The 22,027-nt window shown below is 72.6% G+C and carries 19 protein-coding genes; 10 read left to right on the top strand and 9 right to left on the bottom strand.

The annotated features are described in order from the left end of the window. Nucleotides 1-2: 2 nt before the first annotated feature. The 4 genes from ACFXI4_RS09315 to ACFXI4_RS09300 all read right to left on the bottom strand — a co-directional run bounded on the left by ACFXI4_RS09315 (nt 3) and on the right by ACFXI4_RS09300 (nt 4,667). Nucleotides 3-905: a carbohydrate ABC transporter permease gene (locus tag ACFXI4_RS09315; RefSeq protein ID WP_384989085.1), complete on the bottom strand. Its 903-nt coding sequence runs from the start codon at nt 903-905 to the stop codon at nt 3-5. After that, nucleotides 902-1,813: a carbohydrate ABC transporter permease gene (locus tag ACFXI4_RS09310; protein WP_384989084.1), complete on the bottom strand. Its 912-nt coding sequence runs from the start codon at nt 1,811-1,813 to the stop codon at nt 902-904. The genes ACFXI4_RS09315 and ACFXI4_RS09310 overlap by 4 nt, the downstream gene beginning before the upstream one ends. 117 nt (nt 1,814-1,930) lie before the next feature. After that, nucleotides 1,931-3,259 (bottom strand): ABC transporter substrate-binding protein, encoded by a 1,329-nt coding sequence (locus ACFXI4_RS09305; RefSeq protein ID WP_384989083.1) that lies wholly within the window; start codon nt 3,257-3,259, stop codon nt 1,931-1,933. 274 nt (nt 3,260-3,533) lie between these two features. Next, nucleotides 3,534-4,667, bottom strand: coding sequence for an ROK family protein (locus tag ACFXI4_RS09300; protein ID WP_384989082.1), 1,134 nt, complete (start codon nt 4,665-4,667; stop codon nt 3,534-3,536). A gap of 328 nt (nt 4,668-4,995) precedes the next feature. On the opposite strand from ACFXI4_RS09300, the gene ACFXI4_RS09295 reads away from it, so the two are divergent. The 6 genes from ACFXI4_RS09295 (at nt 4,996) to ACFXI4_RS09270 (ending at nt 14,346) form a co-directional block, all read left to right on the top strand. Beyond that, nucleotides 4,996-5,901, top strand: coding sequence for an N-acetylglucosamine kinase (locus tag ACFXI4_RS09295; protein ID WP_384989081.1), 906 nt, complete (start codon nt 4,996-4,998; stop codon nt 5,899-5,901). Nucleotides 5,902-6,178: 277 nt separating this feature from the next. Continuing rightward, complete coding sequence (locus tag ACFXI4_RS09290; protein ID WP_384989080.1) at nt 6,179-8,110, top strand: phosphatase PAP2 family protein; 1,932 nt, start codon at nt 6,179-6,181, stop codon at nt 8,108-8,110. 93 nt (nt 8,111-8,203) lie between these two features. Then, a complete protein-coding gene (locus tag ACFXI4_RS09285; RefSeq protein ID WP_384989079.1) occupies nt 8,204-9,901 on the top strand; it encodes a phospholipid carrier-dependent glycosyltransferase in 1,698 nt (565 codons plus the stop codon). Between the two features lie 134 nt (nt 9,902-10,035). Further along, complete coding sequence (locus ACFXI4_RS09280; RefSeq protein ID WP_360478692.1) at nt 10,036-10,959, top strand: MurR/RpiR family transcriptional regulator; 924 nt, start codon at nt 10,036-10,038, stop codon at nt 10,957-10,959. Nucleotides 10,960-11,422: 463 nt separating this feature from the next. After that, nucleotides 11,423-11,806, top strand: coding sequence for a hypothetical protein (locus tag ACFXI4_RS09275; protein ID WP_384989078.1), 384 nt, complete (start codon nt 11,423-11,425; stop codon nt 11,804-11,806). Between the two features lie 173 nt (nt 11,807-11,979). Further along, complete coding sequence (locus ACFXI4_RS09270; RefSeq protein WP_384989077.1) at nt 11,980-14,346, top strand: SpoIIE family protein phosphatase; 2,367 nt, start codon at nt 11,980-11,982, stop codon at nt 14,344-14,346. Nucleotides 14,347-14,361: 15 nt separating this feature from the next. On the opposite strand, the gene ACFXI4_RS09265 is transcribed toward ACFXI4_RS09270, so the two are convergent. Next, on the bottom strand, nt 14,362-15,108 hold the full coding sequence (locus ACFXI4_RS09265) for a peptidoglycan-binding protein (protein ID WP_384989076.1): 747 nt from the start codon (nt 15,106-15,108) through the stop codon (nt 14,362-14,364). Nucleotides 15,109-15,284: 176 nt separating this feature from the next. Here ACFXI4_RS09265 and ACFXI4_RS09260 point away from each other — a divergent pair, with 176 nt between their 5' ends. The 3 genes from ACFXI4_RS09260 (at nt 15,285) to ACFXI4_RS09250 (ending at nt 17,161) form a co-directional block, all read left to right on the top strand. Continuing rightward, nucleotides 15,285-16,028 (top strand): TetR family transcriptional regulator, encoded by a 744-nt coding sequence (locus tag ACFXI4_RS09260; RefSeq protein ID WP_384989075.1) that lies wholly within the window; start codon nt 15,285-15,287, stop codon nt 16,026-16,028. A 190-nt stretch (nt 16,029-16,218) separates the two neighbouring features. Next, nucleotides 16,219-16,653 (top strand): zinc ribbon domain-containing protein, encoded by a 435-nt coding sequence (locus ACFXI4_RS09255; protein ID WP_362732632.1) that lies wholly within the window; start codon nt 16,219-16,221, stop codon nt 16,651-16,653. Nucleotides 16,654-16,705: 52 nt separating this feature from the next. Beyond that, nucleotides 16,706-17,161: a DUF4440 domain-containing protein gene (locus ACFXI4_RS09250; RefSeq protein ID WP_384989074.1), complete on the top strand. Its 456-nt coding sequence runs from the start codon at nt 16,706-16,708 to the stop codon at nt 17,159-17,161. A gap of 58 nt (nt 17,162-17,219) precedes the next feature. Here the strand turns inward: ACFXI4_RS09250 and ACFXI4_RS09245 are convergent, their stop codons facing one another. Next, a complete protein-coding gene (locus ACFXI4_RS09245) occupies nt 17,220-17,615 on the bottom strand; it encodes a PPOX class F420-dependent oxidoreductase (RefSeq protein ID WP_384989073.1) in 396 nt (131 codons plus the stop codon). Nucleotides 17,616-17,651: 36 nt separating this feature from the next. Continuing rightward, nucleotides 17,652-18,824, bottom strand: a complete 1,173-nt coding sequence (locus ACFXI4_RS09240; RefSeq protein ID WP_362732545.1) for an aminotransferase class I/II-fold pyridoxal phosphate-dependent enzyme — start codon at nt 18,822-18,824, stop codon at nt 17,652-17,654. A 191-nt stretch (nt 18,825-19,015) separates the two neighbouring features. On the opposite strand from ACFXI4_RS09240, the gene ACFXI4_RS09235 reads away from it, so the two are divergent. After that, the gene (locus ACFXI4_RS09235; protein WP_384989072.1) at nt 19,016-20,392 is read left to right on the top strand and encodes a S1 family peptidase; all 1,377 of its coding nucleotides are present in this window, start codon (nt 19,016-19,018) and stop codon (nt 20,390-20,392) included. Between the two features lie 79 nt (nt 20,393-20,471). On the opposite strand, the gene ACFXI4_RS09230 is transcribed toward ACFXI4_RS09235, so the two are convergent. Both ACFXI4_RS09230 and ACFXI4_RS09225 read right to left on the bottom strand, forming a co-directional pair. Continuing rightward, nucleotides 20,472-20,660, bottom strand: a complete 189-nt coding sequence (locus tag ACFXI4_RS09230; RefSeq protein ID WP_352219089.1) for a hypothetical protein — start codon at nt 20,658-20,660, stop codon at nt 20,472-20,474. Nucleotides 20,661-20,801: 141 nt separating this feature from the next. Beyond that, the gene (locus ACFXI4_RS09225) at nt 20,802-21,950 is read right to left on the bottom strand and encodes an ROK family protein (RefSeq protein WP_384989071.1); all 1,149 of its coding nucleotides are present in this window, start codon (nt 21,948-21,950) and stop codon (nt 20,802-20,804) included. Nucleotides 21,951-22,027: the final 77 nt, after the last annotated feature.

Raw genomic sequence — 22,027 nt, 5'->3', positions numbered from 1 at the left:
GGTCAGTCCTTCAGTCCGGCGTTGATGTCGGCGCTCATGACGTAACGCTGGAAGACCAGGAAGACGAGGATCAGCGGGATCATGGAGATGACCGATCCGCCGAGCAGCACCGACCAGTTGATGTTCTGCGCGCCGACGAGGCTCTGGATGCCGATCTGCACGGTGAACTTGTCGGGGTCGTTGAGCATCAGCAGCGGCCAGATGTAGTCGTTCCACCGCCACTGGAAGGACAGGATGGCCAGGGTCAGCATGATGGGCCGGGAGATCGGCACCATGATCCTCAGGAAGATCGACAGCTCACGCGCGCCGTCGATGCGCGCGGCCTCGACGAGTTCGTCGGGGACCGTCAGGAAGAACTGGCGGAACATGAAGCATCCGGTGGCGGTGAGCACGGCCGGGAGGATGATCCCGCCGAACGAGTTGTAGAGGCCGAGGTCGCGTACGACCAGGAACTCCGGGGCGAGCATGACCTCGGACGGCAGCATCGTGGTGGCCAGGATGCAGACGAAGAAGAACTTGAGCCATCGGTTGTCGTACTTGGCCAGCGCGTACCCGGTGCAGCAGCTGACCCCCACCGTGAGGATCGTCGTGATCACGCACACGATGGCCGTGTTGACGAAGTACCGGGAGAAGTTGGCGCTGTCCCACGCGGCCTTGTAACCGGACAGGGTGGGGTGGTGCGGAAGTACCGTCAGCGGCAGCGAGAACAGGTCTCCGGCCGGCTTGAAGGAGCTGAGGACGAACCACAGCACCGGCAGCCCGTAGAGGGCGGCCAGGATCCACAGCAGTGTCGTCGCGGGGACCGCGCGCCGGAGCCCGCCGTCGCGCCCGCCGCGGGGCCGCCTTCCGGAACGGGTCGGCACGGAGGAGGCGTCGACCGGACGCGGGGTGTCTGTGGTGGTCATCGGTTCTCCATCCGCCGGTTGGCGATCAGCTGGATGATCGCGACGGCCATCAGGATGAGCATGAGCACGAACGACGCGGCGCTCGCGTAGCCGATCTGGCCCCGGTTGAAGCCGGTCTGGTAGATGTACTGGACGAGCAGGTTGTTCGACGTGCCCGGGCCGCCGTTGTTGAGCGAGACGAACAGCGGGTATTCCTTCATCGCGTTGATCGTGTTGAGCAGGACGACGATGAACGACGTCGGTGCGATGCTCGGCAGTGTGATGCTGGTGAACTGGCGCCAGGGGCCCGCGCCGTCCAGCGAGGCCGCCTCGTAGTACGAGACGGGCACGTTCTTGATCGCCGCGATGAACAGCAGCATCGAGAAGGCGGTCCCCCACCAGGCGCCCGCCATCACGACCACGCCCAGCGACAGGTCGGCGTTCGACTGCCAGGCGATCGCGTGCCCGCCGAGCTTCTCGACGACGTAGTTGATCAGTCCGAAGTTCTCACCGAACAGCCACCGCCACAGGACACCGACGACGATGGGCGAGATGAGCCACGGGACGAAGAAGACGACACGGGCGGCCGACGCGCCCTTGGCCTGCTTGCTCACCACCAGGTTGGCGATGAGCAGCGAGAGCACGAAGTTCAGCGGAACGACGAGCACGGTGTACAGCAGCGTCCGCAACAGCGCGTCGTAGAAGGTGGAGTCCCCGAACAGGTTCTGGTAGTTGTCCAGTCCGATGAACCGGAACGCCCCCACGCCTGTGTAGTTCGTGAAGGAGTAGACGAGCCCGATCACGGCCGGCCACACGAAGAACAGTGCGAAGAGCACGACGTTGGCCGCGATGAGGACGAGCGGCGCGACGGTGCAGGTGCTGCGTCGCCTGGGTGGGCTCACGGACACGTCCGAGGCGCGTTCTGTCATCTTGCTGACTCCGTGCTGGTGGAATGGGTTGCTGTGGGCTCACGCCCTGAGCCCGGCATCACGTGGGCGCCCGGGGCCGGGCGGCGGCGTGGGGAGCCCGCCGCCCGGCCCGGTGGCCTACGATCCGCCGCCGACCTGCTGGTTGTAGCCGGCCACGATGTTCTCCAGGGCCTTGTCGACCGACTGCTGGCCGTTGATCGCCTTGCCGAGTTCCGTCTTGGTCGGATCCTCGGCGAGGCTCTTGCCCTTCAGCACCCAGTTCGTCTGCGCGCCGTTGAAGTAGCCCGAGACGGGGTCGTAGAGCGGGATCTCCTCGTTGTAGAGCTTGAACGCCGCCTGCGCCGCGTCGGAGGTGAAGGGGTACTTCGGGCTCAGACCGCTCTCGACCGGGAGGAACCCGGAGGTCTCGACCAGCTCGGTGTAGTGCTTCGGCTCGTACACCCAGGACATGAACTTCTTCGCGGCGGTGGCCGCGGCGCCGTTGTTGTTGAAGCCCACCATCATGCCGCCGCTGTTGACGTCACTGGCCTGCACCGGCTGGGCGGGAGTCGGGACGCTCGCCCAGTCGAACTTCTTGATGCTGTCCGCGAAGGAGGCGACCTGCCAGACGCCGGACCAGTAGGCGACCACGTCACCGCTCTGGAACATGGCCGACGGGTCGGCACCGCTGGTCCACACCGACTTCGGCATGGTCTTGTCGTCGTTGAGTCCGACGAAGTACTTCACGGCCTTCTTGGTCGCGTCGTCCACCGAGAACGTGCCGGAGGAGTCCGCGTGGACGTACTTCCCGCCCATCTCGTACACCATGGCGCGAAGCCGGGACGGCGACTGGTCGAACGTCAGGGAGTACTTGACGCCGGTCTTCTCCCGGACCTTGTTCGCCGCCGCGATGAACTCGGTCCAGGTCCAGGTCTTCGAGGGCGAGTCCGGGACGGCGACGCCCGCCTTCTTGAACAGCGTCTCGTTGATGAACAGGCCGGACGCGGTGACGTCCGAGGGGATGGACAGCACCTTCCCGGACGAGTCCTTGGCGAGGAAGTTGGCGTTGATGTGGTAGCTCTTGTCGTCGGCGATGGAGCTGAGGTCGATCAGCTTGTCCGACCAGACCGGGTCCAGCGCGGGCACGTCCGCCACATCGGGCAGGGAGTTCGCCTGAGCGGCGTTGTGCAGCTTCGTCGGGTACCCGTCGTAGGGGATGTTGACGAGCTTGACGTCGACGCCGGCTTCCTTCTTGTACTGCGCCACCAGCTTCTTCCAGCCCGCGTCCTGCCCCGGAACCGTGGAGATCCAGAACGTCAGCGACTTGGAGGTCCCGCCCGAGCCGGATCCCGACCCGCAGGCGGAGAGCAGCAGGGCACCTGCCGTGGCCACGGCAGCGAGGGGAACCAGGCGGCGCACACCGCCGCGGCCGAGTCGGCGGGAGCGCCGCACACCCACAGTGGTCATCTTCGATCCCATTTCGTCGTAGGGACGCAGCACGGCGCCGACGAGGCGGCACGGGTGCATCGTGAAGGAAAGGCCGCTTTCCGGGGGCGCGGCCTCGCCCGGCCGCATCGTCCGCGCGGGGCGAGGTCCCCGGCCGTCCTGGCCGTCACCGCACGGGCACGCCCTCGTGCGATTGCCGTACGTCGTGTACGGGCTGGGAGGCTCACCCCAAGCCGGCGTCCCGGCCGACTTAGAAAGCGCTTGTCCGGACATTGGCAGACCGACTTGGAAGCCGTCAATCCTTCGCCTGCGCGCCTTCGGTCACGTTTTGGACTCCCTTGGCCACCGCGAGCCGGGCCGCGCCCACGACGGTACCGAGATCGCCGATCTGGCTGCTGACCACCTCGGTGGGCCAGCTCAGGCGGCCCAGCTCGGCCCTGACCCCGGGCAGGAGCTGCGGATCGGCGCCGGTGCTGCCGCCCAGCACGATCAGTCCCGGGTCCAGCACGGCGGTCACGGCGGCGGCCAGCCGGCCCACGTCGGCGGCGTGCCGGGCGACCAGGCCGCGGGCGGGTTCCCGGCCCTCGGCGGCCAGCGCGAAGAGCCGCTCGACGGTCCGCGGCCGCGGGCCGTCACCGGCCCGCCAGGCCTGTGCGGCCCGGCCCAGCAGGGCCTGCGAACCGACATAGGCCTCCAGGGCCTCGTGGCGGGGCTCCCGGTCGTCGTCCCAGGGGTACGGCAGCCGGGCCAGCTCACCGGCCGCCCCGTTCGCCCCGCGCAGCACCTGGCCGGCGATGACGATGCCGAGACCGACACCGACGCCGATCCGCAGATAGCCGAAGGTGCCGCGGCCCCGGGCGGCACCCTCGTGGAGTTCGGCGAGCGCGGCGCAGTTGACGTTGTTCTCCAGATGGACGGGGACCCCCGGCGGCAGCGCGACGGAGACGGCGTCGAAGACCGGCCCGGCCTTGGCGGTGGCCGGACGCATGCCGGTGCCCGTGCGGTCGGGTGCGGTGACGTCACCGACGGCGACCACGATGGCCCTGAGCGGGGCGCCGTCGGCCAGCGCCGCCAGCGCCTCGCGGACCGCGTCGACGGCCCGGGCCCGCGGGGTGGCCGCCTCCGCGAGCAGGGTGCCGTCCAGGGCGCAGCAGCGCACCCGGGTGCGGGCCGGGCCGAGGTCGACGGCGAGGACGGTTCCGGCGGCGGGCCCGAGCCCGTACACGGCGGCGGAGCGGCCGGTGCCGCTGGAAGCGGTGCCGGAGTGGGTGGCCAGGCCGGCCATCTCCAGCTCCGCCACGGCGGCGGAGACCGTCGGTTTGGACAGGCCCGCGAGGCTCGCGAGCTGCGGCCGGGTGGCGCTGCCGGCCTGGGCCAGCACGGCGAACACCGCACCGGCGCTCTCGGTGAGGCGGGGGGCTTCAGTCACGACGTGTTCCACAGTTCCCCCATGGGTCGGGGCCGCGCTCCCCGGATGGCGGGACGCGGCGATGCGATGCCCTCGCGCCACGCGGTTCCGCCCTGCGGCGGAGTCCCGTCGATCGACTGCGTGACGACTCTTGACGCACTGTACTTCGTTAGTTAACTTCCTAACGAAGTACACGGTACTCGCCTGCCGTGCTCCGCAAGAAGCCCGTCCCGGGGCTTCCCGAATCACCCGACTCCTGTTCGGCCAGGCACGGTTCGCCCACCGCCGCGGTCAGGCCCCGAGCACCTGCTCCTTCGGTGCTCCTCGCCCGGACGACGAAAGAGGATCCGTGCAGGACGCTCCCTCTTCCCCCCTCGTGATCGGCATCGACGTCGGGGGCACCAAGACTCATCTCCTCGCTCTCACCGGCGCGGAGACGGTCGCCGATCATGTCCGTCCGAGCAGCGGCTGGCGGCCGCACGACCCGGCCGCCGCCGCCCGCTGGCTGACCGCGCTGGTCCACGAGGCCCTGCCGGCCGGCGCCCGCTCCGCCGCCCTGGCCGTCGGCGGGCACGCCTGTGAGACTCCCCGCCAGTGCGCCGGGATCGCCGCCGCGCTGCGCGACTGCCACCGGATTCCCGTCCGCGTCGTGGGCGACGCCGAACTCCTCGTCCCGGCCGCGGGCCTGGACAGGGGCGTGGGGCTGGTCGCGGGCACCGGTTCGGTGGCCGTCGGACGGCACGCCGACGGCAGTCCCGTGCAGGTCGGCGGCTGGGGCGCGGTCCTCGGCGACGAGGGCGGCGCCGCCGGGCTGGTCCGCGAGGCCGCTCGTGCCGTCTGGGCCGCACACGACCGCGGCGAGACACCCGACGCCCTCGCGGCCGCACTGACGGCCGCCTTCGGCGTGGCCGAGGTACCCGGGCTCGGCGCCGCGCTGGAGGGCGCCCGCGACATCTCGGCGGAGTGGGGCCGGCACGCCCCGGTGCTCTTCGCGGCCGCCGACGCGGGCTCCGCGCTCGCCGCCGAGGTGATCGCCGGCGGCGGCCGGGCCCTGGCCGGCCTGGTACTGAGGCTCGCCGCCCGCGGCCTGGCCGTGGACGACGTGGTGGTCGCCGGCGGCACGATCCTCTCCCAGCCACGCCTGTACGACGCCTTCACCACCGCGCTGGCGCAGGCCCTGCCGGGTGCCCGGCCGCGCCCGTTGCGTCTCCCTCCGGTCCACGGAGCGGTGGCGCTGGCGCGTTCGATTCTGTGAGGAACCTGTCCATGGCCCGTTCGGTCCCGCAGCTGTGGACCACGGGGCGCTGGACGCCGCGAACACGCAGGTCCGGTGGGGTTGTGCCGGTGAACCACCGGGCCGCCGTTCAACTCCGGGTCACGCGGCGGTCGCCGGAGGACGACTCCCGGAGCATCAACTCGGCCTAGAAATGCCCTCGTTCGACATCTTCCGCACGCGATCCAACACCCTCACGCGCGTCCGGAGCACCGGCCTGCCGCGTGAACTCCCCGCAGAACTCGAGAGAGGCCCACCCATGCCGTCATCTGCCGGGCACCACTCCGCTTCTCCGGCCCGCGGACTCCCCGTCGGCCGCCGGGGTTTCCTCAGGACCTCGCTCGGCGCGTCGGCCGGTGTGCTGGCGGCCCCGACGTTCGCCGGGTGGCTCGCCGCCGCGGACGCCAAGGCCGAAACCGCCCTCGCGTTCGTCGACGACTACAGGACGAACATCAGCACCAATCCGACGGCCGGCACCAACGCGGTGGTCCGCGTCCTCGGCGGCTTCGCGCGGATCTGGAAGACCGGTTCCGCCTGGAACACCGGTACCGTGCTGCGCGCCGACGTCCTGCGCGACAACATGCGTTACTGCGCCAGGGTCACCGCCCGGCGTTCCGACGCCGAGGCGAAGAAGGCGTTCGTCTACGACCGCCAGCACCAGAGCTACGCGATGATCGCCGGGCTGGGCCCGCTGGCGGACCTGTACAAGGCCGGCTCGCTCGCGGTCACCTCGATCACCGGCGCCCCCGACGGGACACCCGCGACCACGGTCAACGACGCCGTCCCGGCCGGCGCCCCGGCGGGCTCGGCGCTCGGGGCCGGCTCGCACGACTCGGCGCTCGGCAAGGTCGCCGAGCTGGTGGACACCGTGCGTGGCCCCTACGCCTCCGGCAATCCCTCCAAGTACGCCTACCAGTACCCGCGGCCGTGGCGCATGAACGAGGACAGCGAGGTCGTCGACACCGGCAGGACCGACGCCTACGGCTTCCCGGTCTACGACTCCGAGGTGACCGTGGCCCCGCAGCTGCTGCGCCAGCGCAGCACCTCCCCGGCCGACGACGGCGGCTTCCCCTCCGGTCACACCAACGCCTTCCACCTGGCGGCCCTCGCCTACGCCTACGCGGTGCCGGAGCGCTTCCAGGAGCTGGCCGCCCGCGCCCTGGAACTGAGCGACACCCGCATCGTCGCCGGCATGCACAGCACGGTCGACGTGATCGGCGGCCGCATCATGGCCACCGCCCTGGCCGCCGCCACCCTCGCCGACCCGGCCAACGCGGCCCTCAAGGCGGCCGCCCGCGCCCAGGCCCTGGCCTACTTCGAGGAGCGGACCGGCGGCGGCACCGGCACCCTGTACGCCTACGCCCACTCGGCCGGCACCGCCACGGACCCGTACGCCGACCGCGCGGCCAACGAGCGCGCGGCCACCCCGAGGCTGACGTACGTCCTGCGGCGGCAGGGCGGCGACCTGCCGCTCACCGTGCCGAAGGGCGCCGAGGTACTCCTGGAGACCCGCCAGCCCTACCTCACCGCCGGCCAGCGCCGCGAAGTGCTGCGCACCACCGGCCTGCCCGCCGGCTACGCGCTGCTGGACGGCGACGAGCAGTGGGGCCGCCTCAACCTGTTCGCCGCGGCGGACGGCTACGGCGCCTTCGACTCGGACGTCACGGTCACCCTGGACGCGACGGCCGGAGGCTTCTCGGCGGCCGACAGCTGGCGCAACGACATCGACGGCCGCGGCGGCCTGACCAAGAAGGGCACCGGCACGCTGACGCTGACCGGCGACAACGACTACCGCGGCGGCACCGCGGTGGCCGGGGGCACCCTGGTCGCCGCCTCGGCCGAGGCGCTGGGCCGCGGCGACGTCCGGATCACCGGCGGCACCCTGCGGGTGACGGCGGAACTGTTCGTGCGGGGCACCTACACCCAGGACGCGGGCACCCTGGAGATGAGCCTCGGCCGGGGCCGCGGGGCGCCGCTGCGGGTGAAGCACCTGGCCGTGCTCGGCAAGGGCAGCACGCTGTCCCTGAGCCTCGGCGGCGACCACCCGCCGGCCGCCGGCCGTACCCTCCCGGTGCTCGACGCGCCGCGACTGCGCGGACAGTTCGACCGCGTCGAGGTGAACTCCGACCGGCTGCGGGCCGTACCCGTGTACACGGCAGACGGTCTGTCGGTACGACTCGTGAAGCGGTGACGCACCCGGTGGCGGGAGCGATGCGAGAGTGGGGCCCGTGATCCTGCTCCTGAGCGCTCCCGTCACCGCGGGCCCGGTGTCCCCGCGGGGCGGATGATGGCGAGCGAACAGCAGTCGGTCCTCGATCCCGGCGGCCTCGGCGGAACACGCGGTCCCGCACCCGGCCCGAGGCCGGCTCCCGCGGCCCGGCTGACCGCCGCGCTGCGGGCCCGGCGCCGGTGGCTGGTGCCCGTCCTCGTGGTGCTGCTGCTCACCCAGATGACGGCCGCGATGGTGACCACCGCCGTCCAGCAGACGCCCACCATCGACGAGCCGGTGTACGTGGCCACGGCCACCGACTACCTCCACGAGCACCGGCTGCGCTACAACCCGGAGCACCCGCCGCTCGGCAAACTGATCGTCATGGCCGGGATCGCGGTCGCCGACCCGCACTACGATCCGTCGTACCAGGGCGACCAGGGGCAGGTGGGCCGGCATCTGCTGTACGCCTCGGGCAACGACCCCTGGCGGCTGATGCTCTGGGCCCGGCTGCCGGTGATCGCGCTGACGCTGCTGTTCGCGCTGGTGGTGTTCGCCTTCGCCCGGGAGGTCCTCGGCACGGCCGCCGGGTCGGCGGCGCTCGCCCTGTACTGCTTCTCCCCCGACCTGATCGCGCACGGCTCGCTGGCCACGCTGGACGTGCCGTCGGCCGGATTCGTGCTGACGTCCGTCTGGCTGCTGTGGCGGGCGCGGTGCCGCGCCCGGCTGTACCTGCCCCTGGCCGGGGCCGCGTTGGGGGCGGCGGTCGCGACGAAGATGAGCGCGCTGCCCGCGCTCCCGGTGCTGCCCGCACTGGCGGTGCTGTCGGTGTGGGGCGCGCGCCCGGGCCGGGTGCGGCGCGCGCTCACGGCAGCGGCGGTGGTCGCGGTGACGGCGGTCGCCGTCGTGTGGCTCTCCTGTCTGGCCGTCGATCCACGGCTGCGTTCCGTGTCCGCGGTGCCGGTCCCGGCGATCCACGGGCCGCGCGGTCTGCTGGTGGATCTGATGCCCTTCCCGCACGCCTACCGGGACGGCATGCGCCTGCAGTTCGGCATGGAGGACTACCCCTGGCAGGGCTATCTGTTCGGGCACCTCTACACCGGCTCCCGCTGGTACTACCTGCCGGCCGCCCTGCTGGTGAAGACCCCGCTGGGCATGCTGGCGCTGTGGGCGGCCGGTGCGGTCGCGGTGGCGGCGGTACGACGGCTGCGGCCGGCCGCGCCGTACCTGCTGCTGCCGCCGGCCGTGCTGCTGGCCTCGGCGATGAGCGGGTCGCGGGACTTCGGGACGCGCTACGCGCTGTTCATGCCGATGTTCCTGGCGGTGGGCGGGGCCGCGGTACTGGCGGTGCGGTGGCGGTGGTCGCGGCCGGCGTGCGGGGCGCTGCTGCTGTTCGTGGCGGTGAGTTCGCTGCGCGCGTTCCCGTTCTATCTGCCGTACTCCAACGAGGCGTTCGGCGGTCCGGCGAAGACGCATCTGCGGCTGCACGACTCCAACGTGGACTGGGGCCAGGACCTGGGCCGGCTCGCCGACCGGCTGCGCGAGCGCTACCCGGGCGAGCGGGTCTGGCTGGTCTACAAGGGCAGCGGCCTGCCCGCGTACTACGGCATCGACGCCACCGATCCCCGCACGGTGCCCGCCCGTGAGGTGCACGGGCTGCTGGTCGTCTCGGACTCGTCGGCCGCCAAGGCACGGGGCCGGCTGGCGTCGCTGATCGACACCAGCCGCGCCGTCGACGACGTCGGGCATTCGATCACCGTCTACCGGCGGTGACCGCAGGAACCCCGGTACCCGCCCCGCACGTTGTGCGTTCGGCCGCCGAGGCGGTCGGACGGTCGGCACAACCCCTGGTCACCACGGTCCGTGAGCTATGTTGAGTCCTCGTGGGAGACAAAGGAGGCGCTTCGGTGCCATCGCCGCAGCAGGCTCGCGCTCAGGCATCCGCGATCACCTCGGGCAAAACGGTGCCGGAGGCGGAGGCCGCGCCCACCTCCCAGCTCCGCGAACTCTTCGACGGCCCCCGGCTCTCCCCCGGCCAGCGGCGCATCGCCCAGTACCTGATCGACCACATCACCGAGGCCGCCTTCCTGTCGATCACCGACCTCGCCGAGCGGGTCGGGGTCAGCCAGCCGTCGGTGACCCGGTTCGCGGGCGCGGTCGGCTTCAGCGGGTACCCGGCGCTGCGCGAGCGGCTCCAGTCGATCGCGCTGCGCACCCTGGCGGGCGGCACCGGAGCCGCCACCGAGCACCGCAGCAACGAACTCCAGGCGGCCGTGGACGCCGAGATCGAGAACCTGGAGAACCTGCGCCGGGACTTCGCCGACCCGGACCGGGTGATCTGGATCGGCCGGGAGCTGTCCCAGTCGTCCCCGCTGACCGTGCTCGGCCTGCGCATCTCCGTCTCGCTGGCGGAGTACTTCGCCTACGCGGCCCGCCGTATCCATCCCGATGTGCGGCTGGTGACCAGGGGCGGCAGCGTGGCCTACGACGCGCTGCTGCAGTCGCGGGAGGCGGGCGGCACCTGGGTGCTGGCGTTCGGGATGCCTCGGCACGCGCAGGAGACGCTGACCGCGATCCAGGTGGCGCGCACCGCGGGTCTGCGGGTCGCCCTGGTCACCGATCTGGCGCTCGGCGCGCTGGCCGACGAGGCCGACGTCACCTTCAGCACCGGCATCGGGTCCCGCCTGGTCTTCGACACCTACGCGGCGCCGGGTCTGATGGCCGCGGCCCTGCTCCAGGCCATGACCGATGCCGACCCCGAGCGCACCCAGGCGCGCCTGGAGGAGTACGAGCACGTCGCCGAGCAGCACCAGTTCTTCCTGAAGGACTGAACCCGGCGCCCGGCGCACCCGCCGTCCGCCGCCCTCTTCCCGCCTCCCCGATTTCCGCTCCCGCTTTCCGCCCGGGGGAATCCCGTAGGGGGATCATTCACCGCAATTCACGCATGAATGTTTTCATACGTCTTGAAAACCGGTCGGCATATATAAATACTGCTCACGGATCACCCCGGCACCCTCCGGGCACGTTCCGCTCCGAGGACGCACCGCTCCCCACCGCCCCGAGAAAGCCGACGGACCGCCCATGCGCGCGCAGCTGAACCCGCAGTGCCGGCGGCCGACGCCCGGGGTCCCTGCACGGACGCCCCTTGCCGCCGTCTCCTACCCGCGTCGGCGCCCGGGGTGTTCGAACGGGCATCGCCTGCGCGATTCGCCCGCGGCGGCTCCGGCCATCCCCTAGGCCGGAGCCGCCCAGACATCCGTCGACCACCCTTCCCGACGCCGCACCCCGGAAGCGATGATCATGACCCTGACGACGACCACCCGCATCACTGCCGACTGGCCCTGCCAGGTCAAGACGCCGGGCAGTTACGGCTGGGAACGCTCCGCCACCAAATGGCTGCGAGAGCTGGTGCCGGCCCGCTACGCCAGCTACCCGGCGCTGATCCGGCACCCCGTGCTGCTCGCGCGGCACGCGCAGATCCAGGTCCAGCACGAGATCCGGGTGGCCCGCACGGCGCTGCAGACCGCACGGGCCGAACTCCCCCTGCTGGGACTGCCGGAGTCGGTCATCGAGCACACCATCAAGCTGTACGCGGCGGAGGTGCTGCAGCTCCAGCACATCGCGCGCAGCGTCCGGGTGGTCACCGAGGCGCTCGTCGGGCACAGCACCGGCCGCTGACCCTTCCCGCTCGCAGTCCGCTTCGGTTCCACGTCGGGTCCACTTCGGGTCCGCTTCGGGTCCGCTTCGGGTCCGCTTCGGGCCCGCTTCGGGCCCGGTTCGAGAAGGCTCGGCTCCGTCACCGATCCGGCAGGGGTGTGATCGGACGGCCCTTCCTGTGCCATGCTCGATCCGTGACGAGCGAGCAGGCACCGCCTGTCGGCACCGGATCCGGCGCCGACCCGGCGGCCCTGGCCGAAATCGTGGCCCGGCAGCGCGCCGAGATGAACCGGCTGCGGGACCAGGCGGCCGCCGACGCCGTGGTGGAACGGGCCACGGGCGCCCTGATGGCTGCCTCGGGCTGCTCCCCCGACGCCGCGCACGAAACGCTTGCGCAACGGGCCCGGGCCGGCCGGCGCACGCTGCTCGAGGAGTGCTGGCTCACCCTCGGCGCCCTGATACCCGCCGCGCCCCCGGCCGGCGATCCCGTCACCGAACCCCCCGCACTCGCATCGCCCCGCAAGGCACCCGCCCCGCCCGGCACCGCCGGAACACTCGGCCGCCTCGGCACGGCCCTGGTACACGTCGGTTCCGCGCAGGAGCTGGCCGGCTCCCTCCTCGCTCACCTGGCGGCCGAGGCCGGCGCGGACGCGGTGCTGCTCTACCGGCGGCCGCCCGGCCAGGGCCTGGACCTCATCGGGTACGCCGGCATCGACGCGACGCTCGCCGCCCAGTGGCGCCGGGTGCCGCCGCTGAACGGGTTCGCCCCGCTGGAGAGCCTAAGGGCCGGTGAGCCCCTGTGGCTGGAGCACTTCGCCGAGGACCGGCAGCGGTACCGGCTCATCGACGAGCCGCCGGGGCGCTGGCCGTCCCGGGCCTGGCTGCCGGTCACGACCGGGGACGCGGCCGGCGTGACCCTCGGGGTGCTGCGCCGGACCGCCGCGGTCTTCGATCCCGAGGAACGCGGGCTGCTGCGGGCCGTCGCGCGACTGTGCGCGGGCCGGCTCGCCGCCCTCGGCACCCCGTCCGAGCCGCCCGCCCCGGGCTTCTCCCGGACCGTGCAGTCGGTGCTGGACGCACTGCCCGGAGCGACGGTGCTGCTGACCCCGCTGCGCACCCTCGCCGGCGACGTGGAGGACTACCGCATCGAGGCGGCCACCCCGAACGCCGTCGACATCCTCGGCCGCAGCGGCCGCGAGCTGGTCGGCGCGCACATCCTGGAGAGCTATCCCTCCGTCGCCGGGGAGTCGCTCTGGCAGGGGTACCTCAAGGCCCTCGACGGAGAACCGTACGAGGGCGAGCCCTACGTCCACGAGGAGGCCGTCGCGGGGACGACCGTGCGTGCCGCCTACTCGGTGCGGGCCTCCCGGCTCGGCGACGGACTGCTGGTGACCTGGCAGCGGCACGACCTGGAGGGGCGCCAGGAACAGCGTCTGGCGGACATGCAGCGGCTGGGCAACCTCGGCTGGGTGAACTGGAACCTGCTCACCCGTCAGGTCCACTGGTCGCCCCAGGTGTACACGATCCTGGACCGCGACCCGGGACGCGGACCGGTCGCGCTGGACCTGCTGCCGGACCTGGTGCTGCCCGAGGACGCCCACGCGCTGGCCCGTGCGGTCGCCGAACTCGCCCGCACCGGACGGCCGTTCGATGTCCCCTTCCGGATCAGGACCGGGAACGCGGTACGGCATCTGCGGGCCGTGGCGGAGGGCGTGACCGCCGTGGACGGCATGGTCGTCGAGGTGCACGGCTTCGTTCAGGACCTCACCGCGCAGCGCAGCGCCGAACTCGCCCTGGTGGACAGCGAACGGGCGATCCTGGTGCAGCGCGGCGTCCTGGACGCCGAGCGCGCCCTGGGCATCCGGCTCCAGCACGCCCTGCTCCCGCTGCCCGGCGGGCCGGTGGAGCTGTGCGGACTGCGGGTCGAGGTCGCCTATCTGCCCGCGCAGGCGGGGGTGCACGTGGGCGGCGACTGGTTCAGCGCCATCGAACTTCCCGACGACTCCGCGCTGTTCGTCGTCGGCGACGTGGCGGGCCACGGTGTCGACGCCATCGCGACGATGGCCCAGCTCCGGTTCACCGCCAAGGGCATGGTGACCACCGGCTCCTCGCTGACCGGTGCGCTCGCCCGGCTGAACTTCCTGCTCCTGCACTCGCGTGACAGCCAGTCCACCGCGACCCTCGTCCTGGCCCGGTACGAGCCCGCCGGGCGGCGGCTCGTCTGGGCCCAGGCGGGTCACCTGCCGCCCTTGCTGGTGCGCGGGGGCGAGGTCCGGCGGCTCGACCGCCCCGACGGCATGCTGCTCGGGGCCTCGACGGACCCGGTCTACGAGTCCGCCGAGTTCCAGCTGGAGCCCGGCGACCGGCTGCTGCTGTACACCGACGGGCTGGTGGAGCGGCTCGGTGAGGACGTCGACCTGGGCCTGGGCCGCCTGGCCGAGGCCGTCGGCACCCCCGAGCCCGGGTCCCTGGACGAGCTGCTCGCCACGATGCTGGAGGGCGAACTGCGCGACGACGTCTGCGTGCTGGACATCCGGGTGCCTGCGACGGACGAGCCGTAGCCCGGGCCGGGGCGGTCAGCCGTCCACCGGGCCGGTGCGCGACTCCAGGGCGCGGCGGGTGTCGTCGCCGTAGACACCGCGCTCGTCGCCGCTGATGCCGTACCAGATCTGGAAGCGTTCCACGGCCGCGGTGAGCGCGGCATCGTAGGTTCCGCCGGTGGAGCCGTCACGGTAGACGTCGGGGATGCGCAGCAGGCGCTGCTCCAGGTCGACGACCTCCGGGCCGCTGGCGCCCTCGCGGAGGGTGCCGGCGCCGTCGGGGTCGGTGGAGGTGTCCGAGGCGGGCGCGGTGACCGCCGGTGACGGGGTGGCGGACGGGGCGGCCTCGGCGGTGCCCTCGCGGCCGGGCAACAGGAGAGCGCAGCCGAAGCCGACCAGGGCGGCGGCCCCGACGGCCACCAGGGCGGCGGCCCGGCGCAGTCCCGGGCCGAAGCCGAAGGCGTGCGAGGAGCCGGCGCCGTGGCCGCCGCGCGCGGAGCGCGGGCCGTCCGGGACCGGCGGCAGCTCCTGGGTGTCGTCCTCCGTGCCGGCGTCGGGCCGGCACTCCCCGGGGAAGGCCTCGAAGCCCGTCGGACCGGACTCCTTCCCGGGCTGTTTCCCGGTCCGCCGGCCGGCCTCCCTCGCCTTCTCGTCGGCCTCCGCCTCCTCCCGGATCTCGCGCATCAGCTCCGCGAGAGCGTCGAGGCGGCGAGGGCGCAGGACTCGGACCGGTTCCAGGACCGGCCCGCGGTGCGGTTGCTCAGGGTCGGGCGGTGTCGACACACTGCTCTCCTTCCACGTCCCGTGCGCGCGGGACGTCCGCGATCCCCGGGAACACATACGGCGGGACCGCCCCACCGGTTCATCCGCTGCTAACCCGCGAAGGCGGAGGGCACTCAGTTCCCCGCTGTGTGTGCACTGAGTGCCATGAGCTGCGGTGAAGTGCTACGTTCGCGTCCATGAGCTCCAGCAACACGGCGCCGTCCGTGAAGCCGCCCATGCGGGACGCCCTGGTGGCAGCGGCCTTCCGGCTCTTCCTGGAGCGCGGCTACGAGCAGACGACCGTCGACGACATCGTCACCCTGGCCGGGGTCGGACGGCGCTCGTTCTTCCGGTACTTCCCCTCCAAGGAGGACGTGGTCTTCCCCGACCACGAGGGCTGCCTGGCCGACATGACCGGCTTCCTGGCGGCGAGCGCCCCGGAGTGCGAACCGGTGCGGCGGGTGTGCGACGCGGCGCGGCTGGTGCTGCGGATGTACGCGGAGAACCCGACCTTCTCGGTCCAGCGTTACCGGCTGACCAGGCGGGTCCCGGGGCTGCGCGCGTACGAACTGTCGGTGGTGTGGCGCTACGAGCGCGCGCTGGCCGAATACCTGCGGGGCCGGTACGCCGGCCGCCCGGACGGGACGCTGCGCGCGGACGTGGTCGCGGCGGCCGTGGTCGCCGCGCACAACAACGCGCTGCGCTCCTGGCTGCGTTCGGACGGCGAGGGCGACGCGGCGGCGACAGTCGACCACGCCCTCGGGTACGTCCAGACCGCGTTCGGCGCCGAGGCCGCCCCCGGGGCCGCCGGCGGAACGCCGGCCGCGCTGTTCGGCGGGCCCACCGGACATCCGGACGACGTGGTCGTCCTGGTCTCCCGGCGGGACGCCCCGCTGTGGCGGGTGGTGCAGGAGATCGAAGCCGCGTTCGGCCGCGGCTGACGGCCCCGGCTTCCGGCGGCCGTCCCCGGAATCCTCGCAATTTTGGGGTACGCAGTGCCTTTACGGTTGGCACTGAGTGCCATACGCTGACGGCGTGCACGGTGGCACGACGAACCGGGCACATGCGTGCGCGGCCGGGTCCGGGCATGCGCGATTCGTGATTCCGGGCGAGCGCAGGGAGTTGACCAGCGTGTACCACCACTCAGCGAGCGCCGCGCAGTCGGCGGTCGGATTCGCGACGAGCGTTCTCGCCCCCGCGCCCGCGGAACACCGCACCGCGGAGCACCACAAGGACGCCATCGTCTTCCAGCGCTGCACCTGGTGCGGCACCGCCATGTACCACCGCCTGCTGTGTCCGGTCTGCCAGGGCAGCGAACTGCGCACGGAGCGCAGCGAGGGCGCCGGTACGGTCCGCCACTCCACGGTGGTGCACCGCAACACGCCCGCCGCGCGCAACGTCTCCCTGATCGAGATGGCCGAGGGGTTCGTCGTGCGGGGCCGTGTGATGGGGCCGCCGATCGGCATCCACAGCGGTGACCGGGTCAAGCTCTCCACGGCCAAGGACCCGGTGCGGGGCGAGCCCGTCTTCCAACTGCTCGACGAGCCGTACCGGGCCTGGAGCTGACGCCGCGGAATCCGGTTGCGCGGCAGCGGGCGGCCTGGGCCAGAATGCGTCCATGAGCGAGGAATCGGCCCAGGTGGAGGCGGCGATCGCGGGCGAGCTGCGGCTCATGGACCCCGAGGTGCGGGCCTCGCGGGAGCTCGCGGGTGAACTGCTCGATGCGGAATTCGTGGAGGTCGGCGCGTCCGGCCGCCGGTACACGTACGAGCAGGCACTCGGCGGACTCCCGGACAGGGCCGGCGCGTCGTCGGACGGCCCGCGCTACGAGCCCGGTGACATCACCGGGGTCGTGCTCGCCCCCGGGCTGGTACAGCTGACCTTCGAGGCCCGCCTCGGCGAACGCCGCTCCCGGCACAGCTCCCTGTGGCGCAAGCGCGACGAGGCCGCCGGCTGGCGGATGTACCACCACCAGGCCACCGTCGTACCTCCCGGCGTCGGGCAGCGCGGCGGCGACGGTACGCCGCCGCCTGACGGTCCGCTGCCGGAGAGCACGGTGCTGGACGCCTGCTAGCGCTCCTCGCCGCGCCGGACGCGTCCCACGCCTCCGGCCCCCTGGGGGGGTTGGACCCTCAGGGCGTCAGGGTCACCCGGATGCCGACGGTGCCCTCGCGGCCCCGCCGCAGCCTGCTGCCGAGCAGGGTGAGGCGGCCCGTGATGCCGTACTTGCGGGCGATGAGGCCGCGGTAGCGGGCGGTGGTGGCCTCGTCGGTGATCTCGGCGGAGGCCGGGACCGGGTCGCCGGTCGGCCGTCCGCGCAGGTCGCAGGGGCCGACCCGGACATCGGCGCGGCGGCGGATCCGCTTGACCTTGAAGGAGTCGGCGGTGGTCCAGACGCCGAGCGTCTCGCCGTCCCGGACCACCCAGACCGGGGTGGGGACGGGGGTGCCGTCCTTGCGGAAGCTCGTGACGAGCAGGTACTTGCCGGCGCCGAGCCGGTCGAGGTCGGTCCCGGAGGTGTCGTCCATGCCGGAAGTGTAGGGGGCGCTCCGTGGCGCTGTGCCTCAGACCAGGGCGGCCGCCATCCGCCGTACCGCCTCCGTGATCACCTCGGGCGAGGTGGCGAGGTTGAGCCGTACGTGCCCGGCGCCGCCGGTGCCGAAGGGGAGTCCGGAGTTGACGGCCACCCGGCCGCGGGCCAGGAAGACCCCGGCCGGGTCGTCGCCGAGTCCGAGGGCTCGGCAGTCGAGCCAGGCGAGGTACGTGGCCTCCGCGGGCCGGTAGCGGACCGCGGGCAGATGCCGGTCGAGGAGGCCGGCGAGCAGACGCCGGTTCTCGTCCAGCCCGTCGAGCAGGGCGTCCAGCCAGGCGGTGCCGTCGGTGAGGGCGGCCGTGTGCGCGATGACGCCGACATGGCTGGGGCCGTGGCTCACCTCCTCCGGCAACCGGGCGAGGTCGGCGGCGGCCCCGGGTCCGGCGACCGCGACCGCGGCCTTCAGGCCCGCCAGGTTCCAGGCCTTGGAGGCCGACATGAGGGACAGCCCGCGCTCGGCGCCCGGCAGGCTCAGATACGGCACGAAGTCCACGCCGGGCGCGGTGAGCGGGGCGTGGATCTCGTCGGCGACGACCCGGACGCCGTACCGGTCCGCCAGTTCCGTCAGGGCGGTGAGTTCCCCGGCCGTGTGGACGGTGCCCGTCGGGTTGTGCGGGCTGCACAGCAGGTGGGCGGCCGGTCTGCCGCCGAGCCCGCGGAACACGTCGGCGAGGACGTGGAGGTCGATCCGCCCGCCGGGGCCGAGCGGAGCCTCCACCACTCGCCGGTCCATGTGCTCGATGAACTGGTAGAACGGCGGATACACCGGTGAGTTGACGACCACCGGATCGCCGGGTCCGGTGACCAGTTTCAGCATCTCGACCACGCCGAGCATCACGTCGGGCACGAGCGCGGTGCGGGCCACGTCCAGCCCGTGCCAGTCCCAGCGTTTCGCGGCGAACGCGGCGAGGGCCTCGGCGTAGCCGGTGCCCGCCGGGTAGCCGGTGTCCCCGAGCGCCATCGCGTCCGTGACCGCGCGGACGACCGGTCCGGGGAGCGGCACGTCCATCTCCGCCACCCACACCGGGAGCACGTCCTGCGGATAGGTGCGCCATTTCATGCTGGTACGGCGTCGCAGCCGGTCGAGGGTGAGCGCGCGCAACGGGTTCGGTTCGTCCGGGTTCTCCTGCTCGATGCTGGTCATGGGGTCAAGATAGGCGGCCCGGAGGTGCCCGGGAACACGCCCGGAAGGCCATGTCGTACCCCCATGGGATCGCAAAGATCACCGTCGTGGTGAACACCGTCGCGCCCGGCCCCGTATGGAGAGCAGGGCGCTCGACGACCGGAGGGCCCCGCGGTGTCGACACCGCGCGTTCGGGGTTTCGGGAGCCATGGATGAGGCACGCACGACGACGGGTCGTCAGGCGGGGGACGCAGCTGGCGGCGGTCGGCGGACTCCTTCTGGGAGGCGCGATGGTCACCACGGCCATGGCGAGCGAGACTCCCGGTACGGCCGCCGTCCCGTTCAGCTCCGCGGCACGGGCCGGTGACACCGGCGCCGCGCTGGTGGCCCAGCTCGGTACGGCCCGCACGGCGGGCAGTTGGATCGGCGCCGACGGCAAGCCGGTGGTCGCGGTGACCGACGCGCAGGCCGCGGCGGCGGTGAAACGGGCGGGTGCCGAGCCCAGGATGGTCTCGCACAGCATGAACGAGCTGAAGGCGGCCACCGCCGCGCTGCGCGCGGCACCTCGGGTGGCCGGCACCGCGTGGGCGGTGGACTACCGGACCAACCGGGTGATGGTGGAGGCCGACACCACGGTGTCCGCGTCCGACTGGTCGGACCTGAGCCGGGTCGCCGCGGGCATCGGCGGTTTCGTGCAGATGCAGCGCTCCCAGGGCACGTTCTCGCCCCGGCTCAACGGCGCACAGCCGATCCTGTCGACGGGCGGCCGCTGTTCGGCGGGGTTCAACGTCACCAACGGACAGACCGACTTCATCCTCACCGCCGGTCACTGCGGTCCCGCCAACACCGTCTGGTTCGACGAGGGCCAGGGCAACGACCAGCAGCTGGGCACCACGATCAACACGCAGTTCCCGGGCAACGACTTCTCACTGATCCAGTACGCGTCCGGGAAGGCCGGTGACAACGCGGACGTGGTCGCCATCGGCAACGGCCAGGGCGTGCGGATCACGGGGGCGGCCGATCCGACGGTCGGGCAGAAGGTGTTCCGCAGCGGCTCCACGAGTGGGCTGCACGACGGCACGGTGACCGCGCTCAACGCGACCGTCAACTACCCCGAGGGCACGGTCACCGGACTCATCCAGACGAACGTGTGCGCCGAACCGGGTGACAGCGGCGGCCCGTTGTTCTCCGAGGGCATCGCCCTGGGCGTGACCTCGGGCGGCAGCGGCGACTGCACCGCGGGCGGGGTGACGTTCTTCCAGCCGGTGACGCGGGCGCTGGCGGCGCTGAACGTGCAGTTGGCGGGGTCGACGCAGAACGCGGCCGCGGGGCAGGGCGCCTCGCCCGCGCCGTCGGGGGCGGCCACCCACAGTGCGATCGCGCCGAGCGCGGCCTCACCGGGTTCGGCGGCGCCGGTCGGCGGCTCAAACGACACCAGCCTGGTCGCCAAGCTCACCGACACCCGTAACGTCGGTCCGGGTCTGCTGGTGATCGGGGGCAGTCTGGTCGCTCTGGTCGCGACCCGTTACTTCCGGGCGGAGCAGGACCGCAAGGCGTACCAGCGCTACTACTCGGCGACTTGGGGCTGACGGCGGGGCCGGGGGCCGCGGCGGGTCCCACGGGGCTACGAGAAGGGCGCCCGTCCGGACGGGCGCCCGGGACGGTCGGTCAGGCCGCCTGGTCCGGCTGGTGCGGGGACGCGGCCGCCCATTCGAGGACGAGCCGCCGGTACTCCTCGCGCTGCTCGGTGCTCAGTGTCCCGCCCGACCGGAGCCACAGGGCCCGGATCTCCTCGTTGACCTCGTCGGCCGATCGCTCGGTGACGGCTTCAACAGTGGTGGACATGGTGTGAAGCATATGCCGGTCGACGTGAAGGCGCCGTGAGTAAGTACGACCGATACGGACATAACGGACCGTGTTCATCATCACGTCAATGAGCTGAGGGGAGAACGGAGTTGCCTTCCGGGCGCCGCCGGACGTCCGGACGGGAACGCCGGTTCAGCCGCCGTTCCCGCCGAGCACCAGCACCTGGATCGCCAGCACGGCCGCGCCACGGGCCCAGTCGTGGAAGTCGGAGACCTTGGTCTCCAGGTGGACCGGCGTGGCGAGCGGATGCCGGTGGCCGCCGAGGGTGTCCCGCACGGCGTCCCCGGCCACCTCCATCAGGCCGACCCCTTCCCCGGCGAGCAGGATCTTCTGCGGCACGACGAAGTTGGCGATGTGCGCGAGCAGGGTGCCCAGCGCCCGGCCGGCCTCGCCGATCACCCGCGCGGCCATCGGCTCGCCCGCCGCGGCGCGCGCCAGGATCTCCTCGTAGGACGCGTCCAGGCCGGTGGCGGCCCGGATCTGGTAGCGGATGCTGGGGATGGTGAGCAGCGACACGGCGCTGCCGCGCTCGCCGTCCGGGGTCAGCGGGCCCAGCGGGTCGATGATCCAGTGCCGGCCGAAGCCCCGGTCCTCCTCGGCGTACGGGACCCGCCGGCCGCCGAGCACCAGCCCGTAGCCGATGCCGGCGCCGATGGTCAGGACGACGAAGCGGTCCAGTCCCCGCCCCGCGCCGAACCAGGTCTCGGCCTCGACCAGGGCGGCCACGTCGTTCTCCACCACGACCGGGAGCCCGGTGCGTCCGCCCACCAGCTCGGCCAGCGGGACGTCACGCCAGCGCAGGTAGGGCGACTCGCCGACCACCGCGTGCTCGCGCACGAAGCCGCCGACGCCGATGCCGATGCCCGCGACGGCCGGGTGCCGGACGGCCAGCTCCGCTGCCATCTCGGCCAGCAGGTCGGCGACCCGCTCGGGGTCGTGGCTGACGAGAGGGCGGTCGAGGCGGGCGACGATGTCGCTGCGGAGGGTGGTGACGACGCCGTACACCGTCTCGTCGGTGACCTTGAAACCGAGGAAGCAGCGGGACTCGGCGACCACGTCCAGCGGCTGCGAGGGGCGGCCCTGGCGCGCCTCCGCAGGGGCGCCCGACCACGGGGTCTCGACGAGCAGCCCGGACTCGATGAGCGGCTTGGTCAGGCGAGTGAGACTGCCCTGCGAGAGGTTCAGCCGGCGGGCCAGCTCGGTGCGCGACAGCGGGCCGTTCACAAGCACCTCGATCGCCACGGAGCGCTCCGCGGGGCTCAGCGGCAGCCAGTCGGACACGGCATCCCTTTTCTTCCGTAACTGAAGTAACCAGGCCACCCTACTGTGCGCCGGGTGCGCCGCAGAAGCGCTCTCCT

The organism is Streptomyces sp. NPDC059224, assembly GCF_042754285.1.
Taxonomy (GTDB): domain Bacteria; phylum Actinomycetota; class Actinomycetes; order Streptomycetales; family Streptomycetaceae; genus Streptomyces.
Note: the sequence above shows the minus strand (reverse complement) of the source record. Positions and strands in the feature narration are given on the sequence as shown.

Excerpts from the sequence above, each read along its gene's own strand:
- ACFXI4_RS09315 (WP_384989085.1), bottom strand. The coding sequence starts at position 905 with ATGACCACCACAGACACCCCGCGTCCGGTCGACGCCTCCTCCGTGCCG.
- ACFXI4_RS09310 (WP_384989084.1), bottom strand. The coding sequence starts at position 1,813 with ATGACAGAACGCGCCTCGGACGTGTCCGTGAGCCCACCCAGGCGACGC.
- ACFXI4_RS09305 (WP_384989083.1), bottom strand. The coding sequence starts at position 3,259 with ATGACCACTGTGGGTGTGCGGCGCTCCCGCCGACTCGGCCGCGGCGGT.
- ACFXI4_RS09290 (WP_384989080.1), top strand. The coding sequence starts at position 6,179 with ATGCCGTCATCTGCCGGGCACCACTCCGCTTCTCCGGCCCGCGGACTC.
- ACFXI4_RS09285 (WP_384989079.1), top strand. The coding sequence starts at position 8,204 with ATGATGGCGAGCGAACAGCAGTCGGTCCTCGATCCCGGCGGCCTCGGC.
- ACFXI4_RS09275 (WP_384989078.1), top strand. The coding sequence starts at position 11,423 with ATGATCATGACCCTGACGACGACCACCCGCATCACTGCCGACTGGCCC.
- ACFXI4_RS09260 (WP_384989075.1), top strand. The coding sequence starts at position 15,285 with ATGAGCTCCAGCAACACGGCGCCGTCCGTGAAGCCGCCCATGCGGGAC.
- ACFXI4_RS09250 (WP_384989074.1), top strand. The coding sequence starts at position 16,706 with ATGAGCGAGGAATCGGCCCAGGTGGAGGCGGCGATCGCGGGCGAGCTG.
- ACFXI4_RS09245 (WP_384989073.1), bottom strand. The coding sequence starts at position 17,615 with ATGGACGACACCTCCGGGACCGACCTCGACCGGCTCGGCGCCGGCAAG.
- ACFXI4_RS09240 (WP_362732545.1), bottom strand. The coding sequence starts at position 18,824 with ATGACCAGCATCGAGCAGGAGAACCCGGACGAACCGAACCCGTTGCGC.
- ACFXI4_RS09235 (WP_384989072.1), top strand. The coding sequence starts at position 19,016 with ATGAGGCACGCACGACGACGGGTCGTCAGGCGGGGGACGCAGCTGGCG.
- ACFXI4_RS09230 (WP_352219089.1), bottom strand. The coding sequence starts at position 20,660 with ATGCTTCACACCATGTCCACCACTGTTGAAGCCGTCACCGAGCGATCG.